Below are 20,149 nucleotides of genomic sequence, written 5' to 3' on the forward strand. Positions count from 1 at the left end.
ACCGTGGCCGGAGAGATCGAGGACGCCATCGAGCGGGCCGACCGGGAGTCATTCACACGACAGCCGCCGAAAACGCTGAAGGCCCAGATCGGCTACCTGCTCAAACAGCTGGGCAGCGCGAAGGCCGAACGGCAGGGGTGAATGGAGGGTCCGCGAACTCCCAGTTGTACTCGCCCCAGAACAATGGGGCACTGAACTCGTCGAGTACCGTGCGGAGTCCGGGCTGGACGAACCCTCGCGTCTTGTCCCAGCGTTCACCGGCCCAGAAGTGCGGCTTGTACGAGGTGAGCGTGTTACGGAACTCGTAGCGCGCGTACCAGGGGCTGCCGCCGTGGGCCTCAGGCCAGGACCATCCCTCCGGCCGTCGGGCCTCCCCGACGTCGCCACTGCCGAACGCAGCGGTCTCCACCAGGTCGGCTCGCAGGTCGGCCGGCGTCGCTTCTATGTACGCGCAGTCGACGATCAGGAGTTCCATGCACAGGCCCACGCGGTGAGCGTAGACCAGCCCTTTGCAGAGCCGGGGGGCTACGCGTGTACGAGATCAACTACCGCCAGGCCGCGATCAAGTTCACCGGCAAGCCGACAAGCACGGCAAAGGCCCAGGCCGTTGATGTCGAGAGCAGCCCGCACAAGGCCTCGATCAAGGAATGCCTCGACACCAGCAAGTGGGATGCGGTCAAGCACGGCAAGGTCGTCACCAGCCCCAATCAAGTGCGCCGCTACACGTTGACCCACACGGCGCGGACCATCGGGAAGCGGTGGTACGTCGTCGACTTCAACGTCGAGAAGGAGCGGACGTGCTGACAAGCCGTCTTTGAACCTCAGTACCCGTGCTTCTGGAGTTCTTGAAAGCTTCCGATCGTCGCCGACCACGCTTGCTTGCCCGGGACACGGCGCCACCCGATCAACGAGTCGGGCGTGACCGTGTCAGGCCAGATCATGTAGCCGAGCATGACCAGCTCGCACCCCGCCGCATGGGCAGCGGCAGGCGGGAACTCCGGCCAATCCGGCCAGCCGAACAGTTCCTTCTCGGCGACCGGCTGGGCATCACCGTCACGTATGACCTGTAGTACGTATCCGGTCTGCGCCGCAGTGCAGAAGGCGGTGAGATCGTGGCGATCCTCAGTTGACATGCCGGGACCCTATCCGAACTGGATCACACGGAGGTTCAGAGACAGTCTCTCACCTTGAGTTTTAACCTCTGAGCTGCACCTTGGTGATCTGGTCCTGGGCGCCCTTCCCCGTCAACAGCGTGGCCGCGCCGCAAGCGCGAATGCTCGCCGGGGTTCCAGAACATCGGCGTGACGGCCGGGCGTCACGCCGGAGTTTCATAACCTGCGCGCCCCGGGTCACCTTGTGGATACGAGTCTTGAGTAACAGAGCGGGTGGCGACAGCGAGCAGCGGGTAGGACCCGCCAGACTCCTGATGGGACCGACTGCGGCGGCACTGCTCTTCAGGCGATTTCCTTGATGACGGCGTTTCCGGACGCTGCGGCGCGAGCGTAGAACCCGCGCACGCCTTCCAGGCTCTCGGCCAGGGAGCCGTCTTCGACCATACTCATTACCCTGCTGCTGCCATCGGGCAATCCGACGTTCATGTGAAAGGAATATACGCCGGCATTCTCCACCAACCTGGCGCGCTCGCGGACCAGCCTTGAGGCGTCGATGTCGCACAGGAAGCTGTGCACCGCGCGCACCTCGGCAGGCGTCAGCAGCAGGGGAATGTCGAGCGGCCGCTCGGTGCTGCCCACCTCTGCGAGTGCCAGACCGCCCATCACCACATCACGCGCCGGCGCCCATCCGCAGGGCTCGTTGTGCTCGACCTCATCATGGTCCGCGCAGCCGGTCAGTAGCACATGTAGTCCATCCCAGTTGCGCTTGATGTCGTCGTTCTGCTCGATGAAATCCAGCGTCGGCACGTTCTCCTGAGGCTCGCGCAGGACGTCTCCCTCGTTCAAGAACGCACACAGTCCTCCCTGGTTCCAAGCTCCCCGCAGCCTCTCGCGACCTGCCTGCGCCCCCTCGGGGTGGTTCAACAGCGCTTGAACCTGTACCGCTTCGTGCCGCGAGAGCGTCATCCAGAAACCCACCCCGCCAGCCTATGCGCCACTTGGCTGTACCAATGCGCCATGCGCACCTAGCAGCCCACGAGAGGTTAAACCTCAAGCTCACTGAGCGTTTCGCCCTGTCTGATGTCGTTACACGATGATTCGAGAGGGCTGGCAGGGGGCACTGAAGTGAGAGGCGGGCCACCAGTTCGCTGCGAGGCGCCAGAGGACTGTTTGATCCCAATGTCTCCTGTCTGATCCCAACCAGGGCCCGCTCGTTGGCCTTTGGCCACTGGTCGGGGCGGCCACCTCGCAGTACATCTGAAACATGACCGCCAACAGCGGCTACCCCAGCGACCTCTCCGAGGACCGCTGGCAGCTGATCGAGCCGGTGCTCACCGCCTGGCGCGCGCCGAGCGCCGCGGCCGCGGCCTGGACATCGGCCGCCCGCCCGAACACGACCTGCGCTCACTGATGAACGCGATCCTGTACGTGGACCGCACCGGCGTCCCCTGGCGCTACCTGCCCCACGACTTCCCGCCCTGGCCCACGACCTACCACTACTTCGCCTGCTGGCAGAAGGACGGCATCTTCGCCCAGCTCACCGGCCTGCTGCGGCACCTGGTCCGCGAGGCCGAAGGACACAACGGCGAACTGTCCGCCTGCGTGCTGGACTCCCAGACCATCAAGACCTCCGCCAACGTGCACCTGGCCGGCCAGGGCACCGACGCGGGAAAGCGGATCATCGGCCGCAAACGCCACCTCGGCTGCGACACCCTGGGCCTGCCGCTGACCGTGCTGGTCACCGCCGCGAGCGTCTCCGACACCGCGGCCGGCGTCACCCTGCTCACCCGCATCGCCGCCACCCATCCGCACATACGCAAGGCATGGGTGGACGCCGGCTACCGCACCACCGCCATCAACCACGGCGCCCGCCTGGGCATCGACGTTCACCCCGTCCAACGCCCGCCGGGCGTCAAGGGGTTCACCATCATCCCCAGACGCTGGACGATCGAGCGCAGCATCGGGTGGCTCATGCACCACCGCCGACTCGCCCGCGACTACGAAACCTATCCGCACCGCTCCGAAGCCATGATCCAACTCGCGATGATCGACCTCATGACCCGCCGCCTCACCGGCGAAGCCACCCCCAACTGGCGCGGCACCTGACCCGGGATCAAACACACCCCGCAGGGCGAAACGCTCAGTCAGTCATATCTCTGACATCGCAGTCGGCGAAGAGTGATCCGACGGAGTTCTCGGCGGCCCGACCGCCCGACCGCCCGACCGCCCGGTCTTCCGGCCGCCGGCTCAGTTCAGCGTTGTCCTCAAGACTGGCCCGCTCCTGACCGGCAGAGGGAGGCGCAGGTACGGCGCCTCATCGCCCAGTACATGGATGCGGGGGACCGTGGTGCAGTGGGCGGTCAGTCCGATGCGGCAGTGGTCGCAGCTGCCGCAGTTGATGGACCAGGGCACGACCACCAGGTCGCCGGGCGCCACGGTGGTCACGGCGTCGCCGATGTCGGTGACGCGGGCGACGCACTCGTGGCCGAGGGCGAACGGCGGGTCGATGAAGCCGTGTCCGGCCAGGATCGCCGTGTCGACGTCGCAGGAGGGCGCGGCCACCGGGGCGACGATCGCCTGCCCGGCGGACCGGAGTTGGGGGTCGGGGGCCTCGCGCCATTCGACCGAGTTCCGGGCGACGTAGGGCAGTTCACGCATCGGCCTGCTGCCCCTTCGCCAGGACGACGAGATCGGCGTGGCGGATGACGGAGCCGCCCGCGCCCCAGGTGCCGTCCGGCTGCTCATGTACGAGGACCCACACCCGCAGTGCGTCGTCGGGGGAGAGGCCGGCCGCGGCCAGGACCGTCTTCGTCGCAGGTGGCCACCGCGAGGACCTGGCTGGACGCCTTCACGTTGGCTGTGAGCAGCGGCATGATCCGGGAACGGGACTTGGCCATCGGGCTGCTGCTGCGCGGCGACATCGCGCCTGACATCCGCAGCGGTGTGCCGCACTCGAAGCTGGAATCGAAGTCGGATCCAGGCGAGCTGGCGGAGATGGACGCCCTGTGCGGCTACCTCACCCAGGCTGAGGGCCATCTTCCCCGCCGCTGGCCGTCGGTAACGCTGTGCAGGCCGACTGTCGGCGAGCGCGCCGACGCACAGCGGCAGCTGAATGCGCTCGAATCGCTGACGCCGGATCAGCGTCTGCTGTGCGTACTCCTGGAGGATGACCAGTCGGCCTTCGAGCAAGCCCTGGAGCACCGGCTTGTCCAGCACCGGGAGAGCACACCATCCGATGCTCCGCCCCGAAGCCTCCTGCCGCACAAGACCGTCGCCCTGGCCGCACAGGCAGTCCAAGTGCATGGCTGGGACTTGCGCGTCCACTCGGCCTACCTGCCACAGGCCATGCTGAGGGCCTCCGAAGGCGCGCCTTCGGTCAGTGGCTGAACCAGTGCGCTCACCGCCCTGTCGGCCTGCCAGTCGAAGGTTGGAACTCGAGCTGCGCATGCTGCGCTACGGCATGTGCGATCGACAGCTGAGCGGCACGGTGCGATCGATGTCTGTGCTGCTTGTCCCGACGGCCGTCAGATGCCGGCGGAAGGCTCTTGGCCCCTCGCCGCGGACGGGTCGGCTGCGCGAAGTCGCTGCAGCCCCTCGAGTGCGGTGTCGGCAAGGGGAAGGATCATGTCGGTTCCGGTGATGTGCAGCAGTCGTTGCACTGCCGACTGCAGGGGACCGGTAAAGACGAGCGGCCTGGCTGCGGCAGTGTGGTCGGAGAAGGTGTGGAGGAGCTGGTTGAGGAAGGTGCTGTCGGCGAAGGTCACTTCCGACAAATCGATCAGCGTCGCGTCCGTCGACGGGTCGGACAGTACCTGCGCGAAGCTCACGGTGACGTCGGCGAGATGCTCCAGGTCCACGTCACCGAACGGAGTGATCACCGCCACACGTTCCTGCTGGTCAAGACGCACGTTCCCGCTGCCTGATGTCATGCACAGCACCCTTACACATGGCGTGCCCCGAACGCACCCCACCCTCCGGTCCGCACGGGACCACAGGGTGGGGGCAGCTGAGGAGAACGCGGCGAGCTGTGCCGCCGGGCCTAGTTGGTGGTCATCAGGCCGGTGCGGAGCTTGGCCACGACGCGGGTGATCAGCCGGGAGACGTGCATCTGCGAGACACCCAGTGCTTCACCGATCTGTGCCTGGGTCTGCTCCTCGACGAACCGCAGGTGGATCAGCGTGCGCTCACGATCGTCCAGGTCGGCAATGAGCGGAGCCAGGGAGTTGAAGTTGTCGATGAGCTCGTAGGAGTCCTCTTCGAAGCCGATGAAATCGGCCAGCGCGGTGTCGGATTCGTCGCTTCCGTTGGTCACCGCGGCGTCCAGAGAAGAGGCGTTGTAGCCGTTGGACGCCATCTGGGCCTGGGCGACCTCGGCCGGCTCCAGCTGCATCAACTCCGCCAGCTCGGCCGTGGAGGGGTTGCGGCCCAGGCGGGTGCGCAGTTCTTCGCTGGCCTTGGACAGTTCGATACGGGCTTCCTGCAGGCGCCGCGGCACGTGCACGGCCCAGCTGGTGTCGCGGAAGAACCGCTTGATCTCCCCCGTGATGTAGGGGACGGCGAAGGTGGCGAACTCGACCTCGCGGGTCAGCTCGAAGCGGTCGATCGCCTTGATCAGGCCGATCGTGCCGACCTGAACGATGTCCTCCATCTCCTCCTGGCCGCGGTGGCGGAACCGTGAGGCGGCGTACTGCACGAGGGAGAGGTTCATCTCTATCAGGCAGTTGCGCACGTACTGGTACTCGTGCGTGCCCTCCTCCAGCTGGGTCAGCCGGTGGAAGAACCTCTTGCCGATCTCCCGAGCATCCTTCGGCGCTATGGAAGAGGGGTCGGCGTAAGCACGCTCGACGAGTTCCTCCCGAGCCTGAGCGGCCGTGGTCGTGGTCGTCTCCTGCGTCGTCACGGTCATCATGCGCCCCGCCTCTGGTAGTTCCGAGCTTGCCTGCCGCTAACGGTGCTGGCCCGAGTACCCGGCAAGGAGACAGTCATGCATGCGACAAGACCGAGTGATTATTTTGGGTGTCCGGTGACGTTCACGTGTCCGGAGACGAGTGAACGGCGGCGTTACGGCAGAGCCAGGGCGACGGTGACGGTCTTACCGCCGGGCTGGATGTCAACGGAGACGTACGAGGCGAGGCGCTGAGTGATCATCCAGCCGAAGCCGCCGGGCAGTCCGGGGTTGGGGCGAACGAGGTGAGGCGGCGTCGTGCTGCGGTCGCTCACCTGTACCAACAAGGATCCATTCTCGATGCGGGCATGGAACCGGGTGAGCCCGCCGCCGTGCAGGATCGCGTTGGACGCCAACTCGCTGGCCACCAGCAGGGCATCATCACGAAAATGCCTGGCCTGGTCCGAAGGCATGGCCCGGCAGGCGGGGGCCAGGACTGCCCTGACCTCGGCGCGCGCGTCGTGGCACGCCATCTCCTGGATCTCGGGTGCCGCGTACGTGGTCATGAAGACCTCAGCCCCTCTCTGCATCATTCTGAGAACGTCAATCGGGAAGTGCACTGTCGCTCTATTCCGTCTGCCCGACCCGCCGCATACGACACTTCTTCCACCAGCCCGATGAGTGCCAAGGTTACCGAGCGGGAAGACGCCACCAGGGACACACTGCCAATACTGATCTTCTCTGCTGTGTTCTGCCTTCCGCGTACGGCACTCGAGAACGCATCGGTATCGATCCGACGCACTCCCCGCACAATGTTGATGTGCTGCTTCAGCCCGCCGAGTTGGCGAACGGGAAACCCGTCGGAACGATGGGCCACTCCGTTCATCGCCTGCCTGGCGACGTTGCGCAGCCGGTGACCGACGCGTTGCGCAGCCAGGTCTTCGGGGCCGCCGAGGTCCTCGTCGGCGCGAGACCGGGCAGATCCAAGACGCTCAGCCTCTGCTGCCCGAAGGGCACCTCGCGCGAGGACCGATTCAGGGAGAGCCTCGGTCCCTCGCGTCCCGGCCGTCGCCGGCAGGGCATGTCCGCCCAGCGGCGCACCCACACTCCTCCGCACAGCACTCCCAAGTCAGCGGGGGTGCCATCGGAGGCACGCCCGCTCACGTGGCAGGAACCCGCGTGCTCCTACGGCGTGCGCTGAGCCTGGCCGAGTCCGCTACCCAACCGTTGTTCTCGAACCAGGCCGCATACCCTCGGCTGCGTGCCTCGCCATTCGAAGAAACCCCGCCAACTGGTCGCCGACGGGCGCGTGTACATGTGGACGCTGCGCCACCGTCACCAAAGGGACCACGACGGCCGGGCCGTGGACTGCCGCCAGATTCTCACCCTGTCCCCGCAGCCGGCCGGCACCGGCGGCCCGTTGCGCATTGTCTTTGCCGACGGGCCCGGCCGGTATGTCCCGGGCGGTGCCCCGTTCGGGTCCGGGGACGTGGGCCTCACTCAAGGCGCAGACCTGAACCTGCATGAGCCGGGCGCCGTCCGGGCGTTGCTCGACGTGGCGCTGGACCGTGGGTGGCAGCCGGCGGAGCGGCGGGTGGTGGAGATCGACGGCTGGCTCCTGCTGGAGGCGGCAGCCGCCGTGCAAGCCGGGGACGGCCCAAGGGGCCCGTAGGGACTGGCTCCTCTCTCCATCCGGAATCTCTCGAGAGGAATTCGACCTCTGGCGAAAGCATTACTGGAATGACCGCGCGAAAGAATACGTGGAGAGCCGTGACGGGAACTAGGGAAGCGGAGCAGTCCGTAGTCAGCGCTTCGATTGATCGCCCGGTCGCATCCCTGCATTCAGTGGCTTGGGAAGACGCTGGGAGACGGCATTCCTGCCGCTGTGCACGCGGGCTGCAACTCGTTCTCTACGGCCAGTTCCTTCGTGATCCGCTGATGGCCCCCGAACTGCTCATGGCTGATTCCCTCGTGCTCGCCAGTGGGCCAGGCTGCGGCGGGTGGCGAAGGTGTCGGGGTGGTCGTCACCTAGCACCCGCGCCAGGTGCGGCGCCAGCTCGGTGTAAGCCTTCGCGTCCCCCGCCGCGTCCCCCGCCACGCCCTGCCAGTTGGCCAGTTCCTGGCGGACGATGAGGGTCTCGTAGTGATCTGCGCCAAGCGCCCTGCGGCAGTCGGGTGGAAGATCGGCAAACGCTGCGACTGCACTTCTGGCATTCCCAGTTGCCCCGAGTGTCAGGGCCATCTCTCGGCGCGTGATGATGGTGTCGTTGTGATCCGGACCGAGCACCCGCAGGCAGTCGGGCAGTAGTTCCGCAAGTGCGCCGGCCGCGCCGGCCGCATCTCCGGCGTCCCTCTGAAATCGGGCGAGCAGCCGGCGCGTGATGAGCGTGTTGATGTCGTCCGGGCCGAGTACCCGCAGGCAGTCGGGCAGCAGATTGGCGAGAATCGTTGCCGCCTTCTCCGCATCGCCATCCACACCTCGCCAGCGGGCGAGTTCTCTGCGCGGGGCGAGTGTGTCGGGGTGGTCGGGACCGAGTACCCGTACCCGGTCGGGCAACCGATCGGCGACGGCCTCGGCCGCCCCCGCCGCATCCCCGGCAAATCCCTGCCAGTGGGCGAGCTGGCCCCGGGCAGTGAGCGTCTTGGGGTGGTCGGCGCCCAGGTTGGAGGTGACCGTGTCCACCAGGTGCTGGAAGTAGGTGGCGGCAGCGCCGACCTGACCGCTGCCGCCGAGGCTCTCACCGAGGAGATACAGCACCTCATGGGCGTCTGGCCGGCACAAGGTGCCCTCGGTGATGCGGATGAGGGCTTGGGTGTTGGCGCGCAGGGCCTGAGCGAGGACGGTGTCGCGTTCGACGGCGGGCCAGGCGGTCTGGAGGACGTCGGCGGCGGTGCGGGCGTACTGGTGGTGCTGGTCGGGGGTGAGGGTGTCGCGGACGGCCCGCTGGATGAGCTGGTGGACGCGGACGGCTTGGTGGGGGGTCTCCGGGGTGTGGTCGATGAGGTTGAGCCGGTACAGGGCGCGTAGCGCGCGTACCGCATCGGGGCGGGAGACGGGGGTCCGTTCCGCGGTGGGGCTGGTGGCGGCGCGGTGTGAGGCGAGGTGTGCGCGGGCTGGTCCGCCGGTCAGCACGTCCTGGGGGATGCCGTTGCCGTCGAGCAGGGCGGCCAGCTGGAGCAGGGGCCGGGCCAGGCCGGCCGGGTGGAAGGTGTCGGTGGCCGCCCGCCAGTTGAGTTCCCAGTCGGGACGGTAGCCGCGAGCTCCCCATCCGCCCGGCCGCTTGGCGGGGATGCTGCTTCCGGCCTGCTGCGCTTCGCGGGCCGGGTGGGTGGGCCCTGGACCCCAGGTCGTGTTCATGGCCATGTCGGGCGGTCCTAGAGGCGGTGCAGCCCCCGTGAAGTCGTGCCCCTGCGGGGTGGCATCTCTCGATGTGCTTCCCCGAGTCGGAGCTCGACGCCCGACGGTACGCGCCTTGCTCACATGCTCTTGCCGTGGTGATCCACAAGAGCAGAGAGAAGGCGGGCCAACTGCTCGCGCTCCGGCCGAGTCAGGGGCGCCAGCACCTCGTCATCCGCATCGGTCAGCAGTCGGTCCAGCCTCAGTAGGTGTCGGTGGCCCTGTTCGGTGAGGGTGACGATGTTCCGCCGGCGATCGGCAGGGTCGGGTGAGCGTTCCACCAGCCCCCGGCCGGCCAGCTCGTTGACCACCGCGACAACGTCACTGCGGTGGATCCGCGTTCGGCGGCTCAGTTCCGCCTGGCTGGCGGATCCGAACTCCTCCAGGGTGGCGAGTACCGCGTAATGCCACTTGCGGGCATCCGCGCGCGCCAGCTCCTCGTTCACCAGGCGATCCGACTGGATCGCGGCCAGCGACAGGAGCCGGGTCACCAGATTCCGCAGCCGTGCGGCAGAGGCCTGCCCGCCGCTCGAGCTCGTCGCGTCGGCCGTGCCGTTATTCATGGGCCCATCGTACGTTGCGTTAGTCCCACTAACAAACTACCGTCGACGCCAATAGCGTTAGTGCCACCAACGACTTGGGGATGGTCATGCCACAGACGAACGTGCTGGACTCGACGCTGTACTACGAGGAGGTCGGCCACGGCACTCCCTTCGTCTTTCTGCACGGCAACCCCGGCTCATCCCACCTGTGGCGCAAGGTGCTGCCCGCAGTGGACCTTCCCGCCCGCCTGCTCGCCCCCGATCTGATCGGCATGGGCCGCTCCGGCAAGCCCGACGTGCCGTACCGATTCGCCGATCACGCCCGCTATCTGGACAGCTGGTTCGACCGGCTGGGTCTGGAGGAGGTGGTGCTCGTCGGTCACGACTGGGGCGGAGCACTCGCCTTCGACTGGGCGACCCGCCATTCCGACCGAGTCCGCGGCATAGCCTTCTTCGAGACCATCGTGCGGCCGATGTCCTGGAGCGAACTGGGCGAAGGACCGCGCTCGCGCGCCCAGGCCATGCGCGGGCCACAGGGCGAGGCGCTGGCGCTGGACGAGAACGTCTTCCTGGAGTCAGCCTTCACCGGCGGGGTGCTGAATCCGGTGAGCGAGGAGGACATGAGGTCTTACCGGGCGCCGTACCCGACGCGGGAGAGCCGTCGCCCGGTGCTGCAATGGGCACGCTCGCTGCCGCTGGACGGGGAGCCGAGCGACGTTGCCGAACGGGTCGACCAGTACGGCACATGGCTCGCGAGCAGCGAGGAGGTCCCCAAACTGCTGCTCACCTTCGACTCCTCGCCCACCTTGCTGATCGGCAAGGACATGGCCGATTGGTGTGCGGCGAACATCGCCGCGCTGGAGACCCAGCACTGTGGGCCCGCCGGTCACCACGCACCCGAGGACCAGCCCCAGGCCATCGCCGACGCGATCGGCGCTTGGGCGCGGCGGCAGGCCCTGACCGGCGACCGGGATGCGGGCGCAGCGCGCTGATGCCGTCTGCGAGCCGGCGTCCGCGCCTGCGAGTTGGCGTCCGGCCGTGGAGCCAGGCGGAGGCGGGCGGAGTGCCGCTAGCCGCCGCCTACCTTCGTCGCCGGGCCCGGGCCCGGGCCCGAGCCCGAGCCGTGCTCGGTGACGAAGATAAGCGGCGCCGGGGTGCGAATGATTTCCTGCGGTCGTGGGCCTGCTTTGCCCCAGTGGTGGGCACGCCTCAGCGCGCCTCTCGCGCATCCGGCGGCTGGGTTTTCGCCCATGTCAGAGAACGGGGCCGATCCTGCCCAGAGTTGACTCGAAAGTGCCCTCTGGGTGGGGCAGGGGTGCCCGCCGGTGCGTTCAGATGCCGCAGGCCGATGCCGACCAGAAGCGGCTTGCGCGGTGATCGAGGTGGGTGTGGTCGCTGTGGCCCGGGTAGCCGGGGCCGAGGATTCCGTTGAAGCCGTGATTGCGGGCCTGCTGGGCGAGGCGGCACAGCGAGTGAGGGCCCGCGCCGAGGTCGGCCGCATCGCCGTACAGGTGGCGGCTGCCGGCTGCTCCGCCGACCGCGTCGTTGCAGGCATGCGAGCGGAAGCCGCTGGTCACGCGAAGGGGCTGGTCGCCCAGGGCGTGTCGCAGAGCCTCGAGTTTCCACATGGTGCGCAGCGCGTTGGCTTTCGCGGTGCTTGCGCTCACCGCGCCTCCCGCCCAGGTGGAGTTGCAGGTGTTGAGTTCGGCGTAGGTGAAGTGGATCGGTGTGCAGTCGTTGTCCTGCAGGGCGTAGATCTTGCTGAAGGTCGCCGGGCCGGCAACGCCGTCGGCGGCCAGTCCGTAAGCCGTCTGGAAGCGCTTGACCGCGGCAGTGGTCGCCGGCCCGTAGGCACCGTCGATCGCGAGCGCGCCGCCGCTTCCGGCGTGGCCTGCCACCCGTATCTGCAAGTGCGTTACGTCGGCACCCGAGGCCCCTTGGGACAGGGTGCGCGACCACGTGTAGCAGCCGTCGGCCTGAGCGGTTCCCGTGGACGCCACGAGGCCACCCAAGGTGGCGGCAATGAGCATGACAACTGAGAGGGCGAGTCGTGCGGTGCGTCTGATCATCAGGGCACTCCATGAGAAGCGGGGGAGGGGAGGTACGCACGTGCATGGCGAGCCTGGCGGGATGGGCGGCGCACGTCAACGGGATGTGAACGGCCGTCATTTGTCGAACCATTGGCGATCGATGGTCTGGATGGCGGAGCACTAGATCGAGCGTGCTCACCGCGACCGTTTCACTCGCGCCGGCAGCGCCGAGAAAGCACTGCGTCAGCACGGCGACTTCCTCACCGGAACATCACCGCGTACGCCGTGAAGCCGTCAGCCCGGCTGGTTGCCGCCACACGCCCCCTCCCACACCCGGCCCCCGCACCGGGCTGCTCGTGGGCCGGCGGGGCCGCCAAGGTTGCGCCCCGCACGGCGACGGTGAGGTACGGGCAGCCGTGAAACAGGCGCAGAGGCGCCGGCATCCAGCGCCCCTGCGCCTTTGCCCGCTCGACCGACAGCGTCTTCAGCTCGAAGGGGGCCCCGAGCGGATGACCGGGGTTGCTCACACCGGCACGCCAAGAACGCCAAGAACAAGAACGCCAAGAACGCTAGGAGCGCCAAGGGCGCCAGGTTCAGGCCGAGCCGGTCGAGCCGGGCCGCGCTGCGGCGGTCCCGTCCACGACCGAGAGCAGGTCCACGACGAAGATCAGTGTCGAGCCGGCCGGGATCAACGCAGAGGGCGACTGCCTGCCGTAACCGAGACGCGGCGGAACGATGATCTCGCGCCGGCCGCCCACCTTCATTCCCCGCACTCCCCGGTCCCAGCCCTTGATGGCCCTGCCACCGCCCACGGCGAACTTGAACGGCCGGTCCTCCTCCCAGGAGGAGTCGAACTCCCTTCCGGACGCGAAGGTGACTCCTACGTAGTGAACTCGGATGACCCTGCCCGGCTGAGCCTCGGGTCCGTCTCCCACCACGAGGTCCCGGGTCGTCAGCTCGGTGGGCGCGTCACCCGCCGGAACCTCGATTGTGGGCTTCGTCAGTTCGCTCATCATGGTCCCATCGTTCGCCACCGGAGTCCCTCTCGCGGGCCGGCCGACCGCATGGACATTCCATGCGTCAGACGATCACGCTACCGGCAATATCGACACCACCGACGCGGATGGTGCCCACTCCTGATCACAGTCGAGGTCCATGGCGGAACCGACTGGCCCCCCGTCCCACGAACAGCTGATTCACGGCTCTGCGCGGCATCGCTGATCGCCTCACCTGCAACGGAGCGATCACCGGGACCGGCACCGAGTCCTGGCTATATGGGCCAGGCCAGAATCAATTTGCGGGATGTGCCTTCGTGGCACGGTCCGGTCCGATAGACGGTCTTGCGTGACGCGGGTGCAACTGACCGCTCCGGATTGGGAGTTCATCGATCCGTACCTGCCGATCGGCGAGTACGGCCCGTACCCCGAGCGACTGCGGCAGCAGTTCGAGGGCGTGATCTGGCGGTTCAAGACGGGCGGGCAGTGGCGGGAGATGCCGACGGAGTTCGGGCGTCTGGGCGACCGTCCACAACCGCCTCCGGCAATGGCGGGACGCCGGCGTCTTCGAGGCCTTGCTGGAGGGCCTGATCACGGAAGCCGCGAAGCGGGGTGAGGTGGACCTCTCCCTGGTCAGCATCGACTCCACCACCGCCAGAGCCCACCACGACGCGGCCGGGATGCACCTTGACGAGGACGTCCTCGCCGCCCTGGAGATAGCCGCGGCCGAGGAGAAGAAGGCCGGGTCAAAGGGGGCGGCCTCGAAGAGCAAAACGGGCAAGAGACCGAAAGTGATCCCGCGCTGGAAGAGCGACGACGCATGCGGCGTCGGCGGAAACTCCGGCTGAAGGCTGCCCTCCTCGGACGTTCCAGAGGCGGGCGCTGAGGTGCCGGACGCCAAGGGCGGGCAGGAGTTGAGTCAACGGTCGACCAGCCGTGGACGCGGGGCCTCACCCGTGGATTCGGCGTCGGTTTCGTCGGTGTCGTCGGTGCCGACCGGGCCGCGGGGAAGCATCCGGTCCAGCCACTTCGGCAGCCACCAGTTGGTCCGGCCGAGGAGTGTCATGGTCGCCGGTACCAGCACCATGCGTACGACCGTGGCGTCGATGAAGATCGCGGTGGCCAGGCCGAGCCCGAACATTTTGGTGGAGGGGTCCTCGGCGACGGCGAAGGACAGGAAGACCGCCACCATGATGAGGGCGGCCGAGGTGATGATCCGGGCGGTGCGCGAGATGCCCTCGACGATCGCCGTGCCGTTGTCGCCGGTGCGCAGGTACTCCTCGCGTACGCGGGAGAGGAGGAACACCTCGTAGTCCATCGACAGGCCGAACAGGATGGCGAAGAGGAACATCGGGATGAACGACACGATCGGAACCGTCGATTCCAGCCCGATGAGTGCGCCTCCCCAGCCCCACTGGAAGACCGCGACCATGATGCCGCAGGCCGCGCCGATGCTCAGCAGATTCAGCAGTACCGCCTTGAGCGGTACGAGTATCGAGCGGAAGACCAGCATCAGCAGCAGGAACGACATCGCCAGCACGGCGGCGACGAACACCGGCAGGCGTTGGCTGGTGCGTTGGCCCACATCGGACAGGCTCGCGGCGGCGCCACCGACGTGGGCCCTGGCCGGGCCGTGCCCGATCGCCGTGGGCAGCACGTCGGTGCGCAGCCGGGCGATGGTGTCGGCCGTGGCCTTGTCCTGAGGGCTGGTGGTCGGGAACACCACGAGGGTCGCGATGCCGGTGGCCCGATCGATGTGCGTCGGCCCGACGGATGCGATGCCCCGATCCGTCGCGACCGCCCCGACGAGTCGGTCCAGCACTCCCGGATCACCGGTGGGGTCCGCGGCGATGACGAGGGGACCGTTGGTACCCGGGCCGAACCCCTCGGCGACGAGGTCGTAGGCCCGGCGCTCGGTACGGCTGTGGGGCAGTGAGCCGTCGTCCGGCAGGCCGACGCGCAGGCCGAGCACGGGCAGCGTCGCGGTCAGCAGCAGCCCCGCCGCGCCGACCGCGTACGGCACCGGGTGCCGGCTGACGTGCCCGATCCAGCGACGCCACCCGGCGGCGTGGGCGGCGCCTGCCGCCGGGTCCCGCCGCCGTGCGAGTCGGCCCGGCTTCCTGGTCCGCAGAGCCCGGCCGATCCGGCCGACCCGGGCCAGGCGTGGGCCGGCGGCGCCGAGGAAGGCCGGCAGCAGCGTCACCGACGCGAGCACCATGATCAGGACGACGATCGAGACGGCGAACCCGCCCACCGTCATGAACGGCACGTTCGCGACCGCCAGGCCGAGGATCGATACGACGACGGTGCCGCCGGCGAAGACCACGGGCCTCCCCGCCGTGGCCACCGCTCGCCCCGCCGCCTCGCGGGGATCGAGCCCGCGCGCGAGGTACTCCCGGTGCCTGGCGAGCACGAACAGCGCGTAGTCGATGCCCACTCCGAGCCCGACCATGCTGCCCAGGACCGGTGCGAAGGTGGGGACCTCTGTCACCCCCGCCAGTACCGTCATCGTGGCGACCCCGACGGTCAGCCCGAAGACCGCCATGCCGATCGGCAGCGCGGCGGCGACGAGCGAACCGAACGCCAGGAACAGGATCGCGGCCGCGGCGAGGAGGCCGATCAGCTCGCTCACGCCGCCGTCGGCGTTGGAGAAGGCGTAGAAGAGGTTCCCGCCCATCTCGATGCGCAGGGGCAGTTCGGCGCGCAGCCGGTCGCCGAGATCGACGAGGGCGTCGAGGTCTTCGGCCGACAGCCGGCTCTGGTCGGGGTACTGCACCCGGACGACCGCGATCCGCCCGTCGGCCGAAACGAGGCCGCCGCGCACGGCGGTGTCCCCGCCCGCGTCGAGCGCCCCCGCCGGGTCGCTCGTGCCGAGCACGTGCGGCAGCCGCTTCACCTCGGCCTGCAGCCGCGTGAGAGCGGTACGCGCGCTGCCGTGGTCGAAGAACGTCGCACCGTCGTCGAGGGGGGTGACGACCACTTGGGCGGTCATCCCCTCCTGGCCGGTGCCTGCCCGCTCGATCAGTTCCGCGGCCCGTTGAGAGTCCAGTCCCGGAGCGGTCATCGAGTCCGCGGTCCGCCCGCCGAAGGCGACGGCGGCGAGGACGGCGAGCGTGGCGGCGATCAGCCATGCTGCGATCACCCGCCAGGGATGGCGGGCGGCGCTTGCGCCCAGGCGCAACAGGGCTTTCGAGAGCATCGGGTCCTCCAACCACCTCGTCGGCCGTCCTTGTACGGCCGCCGATGCCGAGGCTCGTCGCCACGGCGCTGTGCGGCATCGGCCCGCGGGCCGCGGATCCGTCGGCCCCAAGTCGGAGTGACGACCCGTCCTTTCGGCCGATGCGCGGTACGCCGCGGTCCCTAGGCTGAGAACCGTGCTCCGAGACGACCTGCGAACACTGTGGACCGAACCCCGGCCGCCCGAGGCGCCCGCCCGGGTGCGGCGGGACTGGGCGCTGCTCGCCGCGGGTCTTGCCGGTGTGGCGCTGGAGGTCACCCTGCGCGAGAACGTCGTGTGGCGGCCGGTGGCGGTGGTGTTCGCCGTATGGCTGTGCCTGCTGCCCCTGTGGCGCCGGACCCGCCCGCTGGCGATGGTGACGCTGGCGTTCGGCTCGGTGATCCTGCTTCAGATGGCCTCGCTCGTCGCCGCGCCGCGCGAGCCCGTCGGCCTGTACACCGGCGCGGTCGTGCTCGTGCTGGTGTACGCGCTGCCCCGGTGGGGATCGGGACGCGAGATCGTGCTGGGCGGCGCGGTGATCCTCGCGGCCGGCGCGCTGTGTTCCGTCACGGACGAGACCCCGGTCGTCGAAAATGTCCTGGGCTTCGTCTTCCTGCTGCTGCCCGGCGTGGTCGGGGCTGCCGTGCGGTTCCGTGTGACCGCTCGCGAGCGGCAGGTGGAGCAGGTGCGCTCCCGCGAGCGCGAACAACTCGCCCGGGAACTGCACGACACGGTGGCCCACCACGTGTCGGCCATGGTGATCATCGCCCAGGCGGGCCGGGTGCTTGCGGGCATCGACCCGTCCGCCGCCGTCGAGGCGCTGGAGGGGGTCGAGGAGGAAGGGGCGCGCACGCTGGAGGAAATGCGCGCCATGGTCGCCGCGCTGCGCGACCGCGGGGTCGGCGCCGAGCTGGCGCCGCCTGCCGGAGTCGCTGATCTGGAGCGCCTGGTGCGCACCCCGGGTGGTCGCCTCAGGGTCGACCTGGGGCTCGACGGCGAACTGGACGCGCTGCCCCCGGCCGTGGACGCGGCCGTCTACCGCATCGTGCAGGAGTCGGTGACCAACGCGCTGCGCCATGCGGTCGACGCGACCGAGGTCATCGTACGGGTCGCCGCGGAACGGCACACGGTACGGGTGAGCGTGCGCGACAACGGCCGGCGCACCGGCCGGGGTCGCGACGGATACGGACTTACCGGACTGCGCGAGCGCGCGACGCTGCTCGGCGGCACACTACGAGCCGGCCCGGGTACCGACCGGGGCTGGCATGTCGACGCCGAACTGCCGAGAGCGAGGAACGAGAGCGGTGTCCATTCGCGTCCTCGTCGCTGACGACCAGACGATCATCCGCACCGGGTTGCGGATCATGCTGAACGCCCAGCCCGGCATCGAGGTGGTCGGCGAGGCCGCCGACGGGCAGGAAGCGGTACGTCAGGCCCGCGAACTACGCCCCGACGTCTGCCTGTTCGACATCCGCATGCCCGTACTCGACGGGCTCGAGGCCACCCGGCTGATCGCCGGCCCGGGCGTCGCCGACCCGCTGGCCGTGGTCGTCATCACCACGTTCGACCTCGACGAGTACGTCTACGGCTCACTGCGTGCCGGCGCCCGCGGATTTCTCCTCAAGGACACGGGACCGGACCTTCTGGCGCAGGCCGTACGGTCGGCGTCCGACGGTGAGGCGCTCATCGCGCCCAGCGTCACCGTCCGTCTGCTCCAGACATTCGCGGACCTGCCGGCCGGCCGACCCGCGGCCCAGCCGGTCTCCCCCGTCACCGCCCGCGAGGAGCAGGTGCTCCTCGCCGTCGCCCGCGGGCTGACCAACACCGAGATCGCCGATGCACTGCACATCAGCCTCAGCACGGTGAAGACGCATCTGGCCAGCCTGATGGCCAAACTCGGCGCCCGCAACCGGGTCGAGATCGCGATGTGGGCCTACGAAACGCGCCGTATCCTCCCCGGAACCTGAGCCGGGGCCGGGCCATGTCCCATGAGCCCCCGCCCGGACATCAGTGCAACGGTCGGCTCGCGTCGGCTCCACGTGCCTCACCCGCCCCAGAGCGTGACGTACCAGGAGGCCGGAGCCGGGACGGTGAGACACCCGATACGACAGGACTCCCGACAGCTACATCGCCAGTCTCCACCTGCACGCCTCGATGATCTGGATCAAAGACCTCACCAGGACCACCCGATGATCACGACTCAATACGCGGCCTGGACGAATGACATAGGCGTCCGTCTCGGGGCAACCTCCCCCCGCTTCGGCAGTCTTACTTCCCGGGGTGCACATGACGACAGAGCATCAGATTGCCTTCTTCCTGAGGGAACTGGAGACGGGCGACACCTGGCGACGGGCGGCAGCGGCGAAGGGGCTGGGCAAACTCGGCGACACCGAGCACGCCGCGGTGCTCGTCCGGGCAGCCGCCGACCCCGCGCCCGAGGTGCGAGAAGGCGCGGCGGTGGGCCTGGGCAGGCTGGGGGTTGTTGCGGCCGGGGCAAAGACCCTGCCCGCGCTGATGGACGACGACGATCCGTGGGTGCGCAGGAAGGCCTCTCTGGCCTCTCTCCGGCTGGGGCTGCGCGATCGCGAGGTCGTGGACGCCTATGGGCGACTGCTCAGCGATCCGGACCATCACCTGCGGATCAACGCCTTGGAGGGTCTGCGGGAGCTGGGCGTGCCCGGTGATGTCCCCGCGCTCGTCCGGCTGCTGGGCGATCCGGCACATGGCATCTGGGGTCTGGCGTGGCACATCGTCCACGAGCGCGAGAAGGACCCGGACGTGGAGGCGGAACTGGTCCGTACGGCCCAGTGGGGTGAGGAAGCCGCCCGCGTGCGCGCCCTGTGGATGCTGCCGGACCAGCACGTCGACCGGCTGCTGCTGTCACTCCTGAGAGATCTGACGGGCGACCCTTCTGCCGAGGTGCGCTCCGCCGTGGCCTTCCGATTGACGCGCGTGGACCGCCCAGAGGCGCAGGACGCGCTGTTCGCTGCCCTGGAGGCGGAGCCGGCCCCGGAGATGGTGTCACGACTGCTGTTCTGGCTCAGGCGATCGGGTGATGAACGGCTGCTGGGCCCGGCCTCGCGCTGGCTGAGCGACGAGCGAGCCGGGCCGCAGGCCGCCGGCGCCCTGGGGGCCGTCGGCGGCAAGGCCGCCACGAAGCTCCTCCGGGCTGTCCTCACCGACCCGACCACGGCCGCCAGCACGCTTGCGGCAGCAGCAACGGCCTACGGCGAGGTGGGGAGATGGGACGCCGTGTGGCTGCTGCTCCCTCTACTGGAGCATCCCGCGTCCGAGGTGTACGAAGGTGCGCTGCGCGGCCTGGACGCCATGGCGTCCACCGGGTTCCGGCCGTGGGAACGCGCGGCCGTCGCCCGGGCGCTGGTGGCCCGTCTCGGCGTCGACCCCGCCCTGGCCGGGGTGGCAGCAAGAGTCCTCAAGGGCCTGGTGGAAGCCCTGCCTGGCCTGCGGGAACTGGTGGACCGGACCACCTCCGCCTATGTCCGAGCCGAAGTGCTGTCGCTCCTGGACCCGCACAATGCGACGGACGCCGACACCCCGCACGATCTGCCGCTCTTCGTACGGCACTTGGACGACGAACATGCGTGGGTGCGCCAGGCCGCCGCGGAGGGGGTCGCCCACTGGGTGGAGGAGGGGGGCACGCTCCCCCCGGGCCAGGAACGGCTGCGCGAGCGGCTCACGGCCCTGGACTTGGACCCATTCGACTACGTGCGCGAGGCGGCGGCCAAAGCGCTGCGTGCCCTGGACGCGGGCCGGAACAACTGACGAGGCAGGGGTGACGGCGGCAATACCGGCGACACCCCCACCTCTCACTCCGCAACCGCCCAGCTCGGCACGGTCTCGGGCGCGGGCTCGTCCAGCGCCGGCCACAGCGCCAGGCCAGGGGCCGCTCCAACCACGGCACTTGGCCTGCGTGCTGATCGAGTCGTTCCGGTGGGGGAGTGGGTGCACGA

18 protein-coding genes and 5 pseudogenes are annotated in these 20,149 nt (G+C 68.9%); 10 read left to right on the top strand and 13 right to left on the bottom strand.

Features of this window, described 5'->3' with window-relative positions:
* Positions 1-3: 3 nt before the first annotated feature.
* Positions 4-126: pseudogene (locus ACIGXX_RS18200) on the top strand (XRE family transcriptional regulator); the annotation flags it as partial.
* Here ACIGXX_RS18200 and ACIGXX_RS18205 read toward each other — a convergent pair.
* On the bottom strand, positions 101-487 hold the full coding sequence (locus ACIGXX_RS18205) for a hypothetical protein (RefSeq protein ID WP_399976737.1): 387 nt from the start codon (positions 485-487) through the stop codon (positions 101-103). The pseudogene ACIGXX_RS18200 and the gene ACIGXX_RS18205 overlap by 26 nt on opposite strands.
* 44 nt (positions 488-531) lie before the next feature.
* Between ACIGXX_RS18205 and ACIGXX_RS18210 the strand changes: the two genes are divergently transcribed.
* Positions 532-804, top strand: coding sequence for a hypothetical protein (locus ACIGXX_RS18210; protein WP_399976740.1), 273 nt, complete (start codon positions 532-534; stop codon positions 802-804).
* Between the two features lie 17 nt (positions 805-821).
* Here the strand turns inward: ACIGXX_RS18210 and ACIGXX_RS18215 are convergent, their stop codons facing one another.
* The gene (locus ACIGXX_RS18215) at positions 822-1,133 is read right to left on the bottom strand and encodes a hypothetical protein (RefSeq protein WP_399976743.1); all 312 of its coding nucleotides are present in this window, start codon (positions 1,131-1,133) and stop codon (positions 822-824) included.
* 321 nt (positions 1,134-1,454) lie between these two features.
* A complete protein-coding gene (locus ACIGXX_RS18220) occupies positions 1,455-2,090 on the bottom strand; it encodes a DUF1877 family protein (RefSeq protein ID WP_399976746.1) in 636 nt (211 codons plus the stop codon).
* A 286-nt stretch (positions 2,091-2,376) separates the two neighbouring features.
* Between ACIGXX_RS18220 and ACIGXX_RS18225 the strand changes: the two are divergent.
* Positions 2,377-3,218: pseudogene (locus tag ACIGXX_RS18225) on the top strand (IS5 family transposase).
* Positions 3,219-3,431: 213 nt separating this feature from the next.
* Here the strand turns inward: ACIGXX_RS18225 and ACIGXX_RS18230 are convergent.
* A pseudogene (locus ACIGXX_RS18230) lies at positions 3,432-3,770 on the bottom strand (alcohol dehydrogenase catalytic domain-containing protein); the annotation flags it as partial.
* A pseudogene (locus ACIGXX_RS18235) lies at positions 3,763-3,927 on the bottom strand (4-oxalocrotonate tautomerase); the annotation flags it as partial. The pseudogenes ACIGXX_RS18235 and ACIGXX_RS18230, both read right to left, overlap by 8 nt.
* 2 nt (positions 3,928-3,929) lie before the next feature.
* Here ACIGXX_RS18235 and ACIGXX_RS18240 point away from each other — a divergent pair.
* On the top strand, positions 3,930-4,499 hold the full coding sequence (locus tag ACIGXX_RS18240; RefSeq protein WP_399976749.1) for an immunity 49 family protein: 570 nt from the start codon (positions 3,930-3,932) through the stop codon (positions 4,497-4,499).
* A 137-nt stretch (positions 4,500-4,636) separates the two neighbouring features.
* Here the strand turns inward: ACIGXX_RS18240 and ACIGXX_RS18245 are convergent, their stop codons facing one another.
* The 3 genes from ACIGXX_RS18245 to ACIGXX_RS18255 form a co-directional block, all read right to left on the bottom strand.
* Entirely contained in the window at positions 4,637-5,041 is a 405-nt protein-coding gene (locus ACIGXX_RS18245; protein ID WP_351172950.1) for an STAS domain-containing protein, read from the bottom strand.
* A 110-nt stretch (positions 5,042-5,151) separates the two neighbouring features.
* A complete protein-coding gene (locus ACIGXX_RS18250) occupies positions 5,152-6,018 on the bottom strand; it encodes a SigB/SigF/SigG family RNA polymerase sigma factor (protein ID WP_383825668.1) in 867 nt (288 codons plus the stop codon).
* Positions 6,019-6,173: 155 nt separating this feature from the next.
* Positions 6,174-6,563: an ATP-binding protein gene (locus ACIGXX_RS18255; RefSeq protein WP_399976752.1), complete on the bottom strand. Its 390-nt coding sequence runs from the start codon at positions 6,561-6,563 to the stop codon at positions 6,174-6,176.
* A 695-nt stretch (positions 6,564-7,258) separates the two neighbouring features.
* On the opposite strand from ACIGXX_RS18255, the gene ACIGXX_RS18260 reads away from it, so the two are divergent.
* Positions 7,259-7,669 (top strand): hypothetical protein, encoded by a 411-nt coding sequence (locus tag ACIGXX_RS18260; protein WP_351172941.1) that lies wholly within the window; start codon positions 7,259-7,261, stop codon positions 7,667-7,669.
* Positions 7,670-7,951: 282 nt separating this feature from the next.
* Here the strand turns inward: ACIGXX_RS18260 and ACIGXX_RS18265 are convergent, their stop codons facing one another.
* Complete coding sequence (locus ACIGXX_RS18265; RefSeq protein WP_399976755.1) at positions 7,952-9,361, bottom strand: tetratricopeptide repeat protein; 1,410 nt, start codon at positions 9,359-9,361, stop codon at positions 7,952-7,954.
* A 113-nt stretch (positions 9,362-9,474) separates the two neighbouring features.
* Entirely contained in the window at positions 9,475-9,957 is a 483-nt protein-coding gene (locus ACIGXX_RS18270) for a MarR family winged helix-turn-helix transcriptional regulator (RefSeq protein ID WP_399976758.1), read from the bottom strand.
* Positions 9,958-10,043: 86 nt separating this feature from the next.
* Between ACIGXX_RS18270 and ACIGXX_RS18275 the strand changes: the two genes are divergently transcribed.
* Entirely contained in the window at positions 10,044-10,928 is an 885-nt protein-coding gene (locus tag ACIGXX_RS18275) for a haloalkane dehalogenase (protein WP_351172928.1), read from the top strand.
* 339 nt (positions 10,929-11,267) lie between these two features.
* Here ACIGXX_RS18275 and ACIGXX_RS18280 read toward each other — a convergent pair whose 3' ends face one another.
* Positions 11,268-12,005 carry a D-Ala-D-Ala carboxypeptidase family metallohydrolase gene (locus tag ACIGXX_RS18280; protein WP_351172925.1) on the bottom strand — a complete coding sequence of 246 codons (738 nt, stop codon included), beginning with the start codon at positions 12,003-12,005 and terminating at the stop codon, positions 11,268-11,270.
* 554 nt (positions 12,006-12,559) lie between these two features.
* Positions 12,560-12,979 (bottom strand): FKBP-type peptidyl-prolyl cis-trans isomerase, encoded by a 420-nt coding sequence (locus tag ACIGXX_RS18285; RefSeq protein WP_351172919.1) that lies wholly within the window; start codon positions 12,977-12,979, stop codon positions 12,560-12,562.
* 331 nt (positions 12,980-13,310) lie between these two features.
* Between ACIGXX_RS18285 and ACIGXX_RS18290 the strand changes: the two are divergent.
* Positions 13,311-13,841 (top strand): annotated as a pseudogene (locus ACIGXX_RS18290) (transposase); the annotation flags it as partial.
* A gap of 39 nt (positions 13,842-13,880) precedes the next feature.
* On the opposite strand, the gene ACIGXX_RS18295 reads toward ACIGXX_RS18290, so the two are convergent.
* Positions 13,881-16,160 carry an MMPL family transporter gene (locus ACIGXX_RS18295; protein ID WP_399976763.1) on the bottom strand — a complete coding sequence of 760 codons (2,280 nt, stop codon included), beginning with the start codon at positions 16,158-16,160 and terminating at the stop codon, positions 13,881-13,883.
* 175 nt (positions 16,161-16,335) lie between these two features.
* Here ACIGXX_RS18295 and ACIGXX_RS18300 point away from each other — a divergent pair, with 175 nt between their 5' ends.
* The 3 genes from ACIGXX_RS18300 (at position 16,336) to ACIGXX_RS18310 (ending at position 19,961) form a co-directional block, all read left to right on the top strand.
* Entirely contained in the window at positions 16,336-17,508 is a 1,173-nt protein-coding gene (locus tag ACIGXX_RS18300) for a histidine kinase (protein ID WP_361470284.1), read from the top strand.
* A complete protein-coding gene (locus tag ACIGXX_RS18305) occupies positions 17,483-18,145 on the top strand; it encodes a response regulator transcription factor (protein WP_361470282.1) in 663 nt (220 codons plus the stop codon). The genes ACIGXX_RS18300 and ACIGXX_RS18305 overlap by 26 nt, the downstream gene beginning before the upstream one ends.
* A gap of 319 nt (positions 18,146-18,464) precedes the next feature.
* Positions 18,465-19,961, top strand: a complete 1,497-nt coding sequence (locus tag ACIGXX_RS18310) for a HEAT repeat domain-containing protein (RefSeq protein WP_399976768.1) — start codon at positions 18,465-18,467, stop codon at positions 19,959-19,961.
* Positions 19,962-20,149: the final 188 nt, after the last annotated feature.

The organism is Streptomyces sp. NPDC055243, from assembly GCF_044544025.1.
GTDB lineage: Bacteria > Actinomycetota > Actinomycetes > Streptomycetales > Streptomycetaceae > Streptomyces.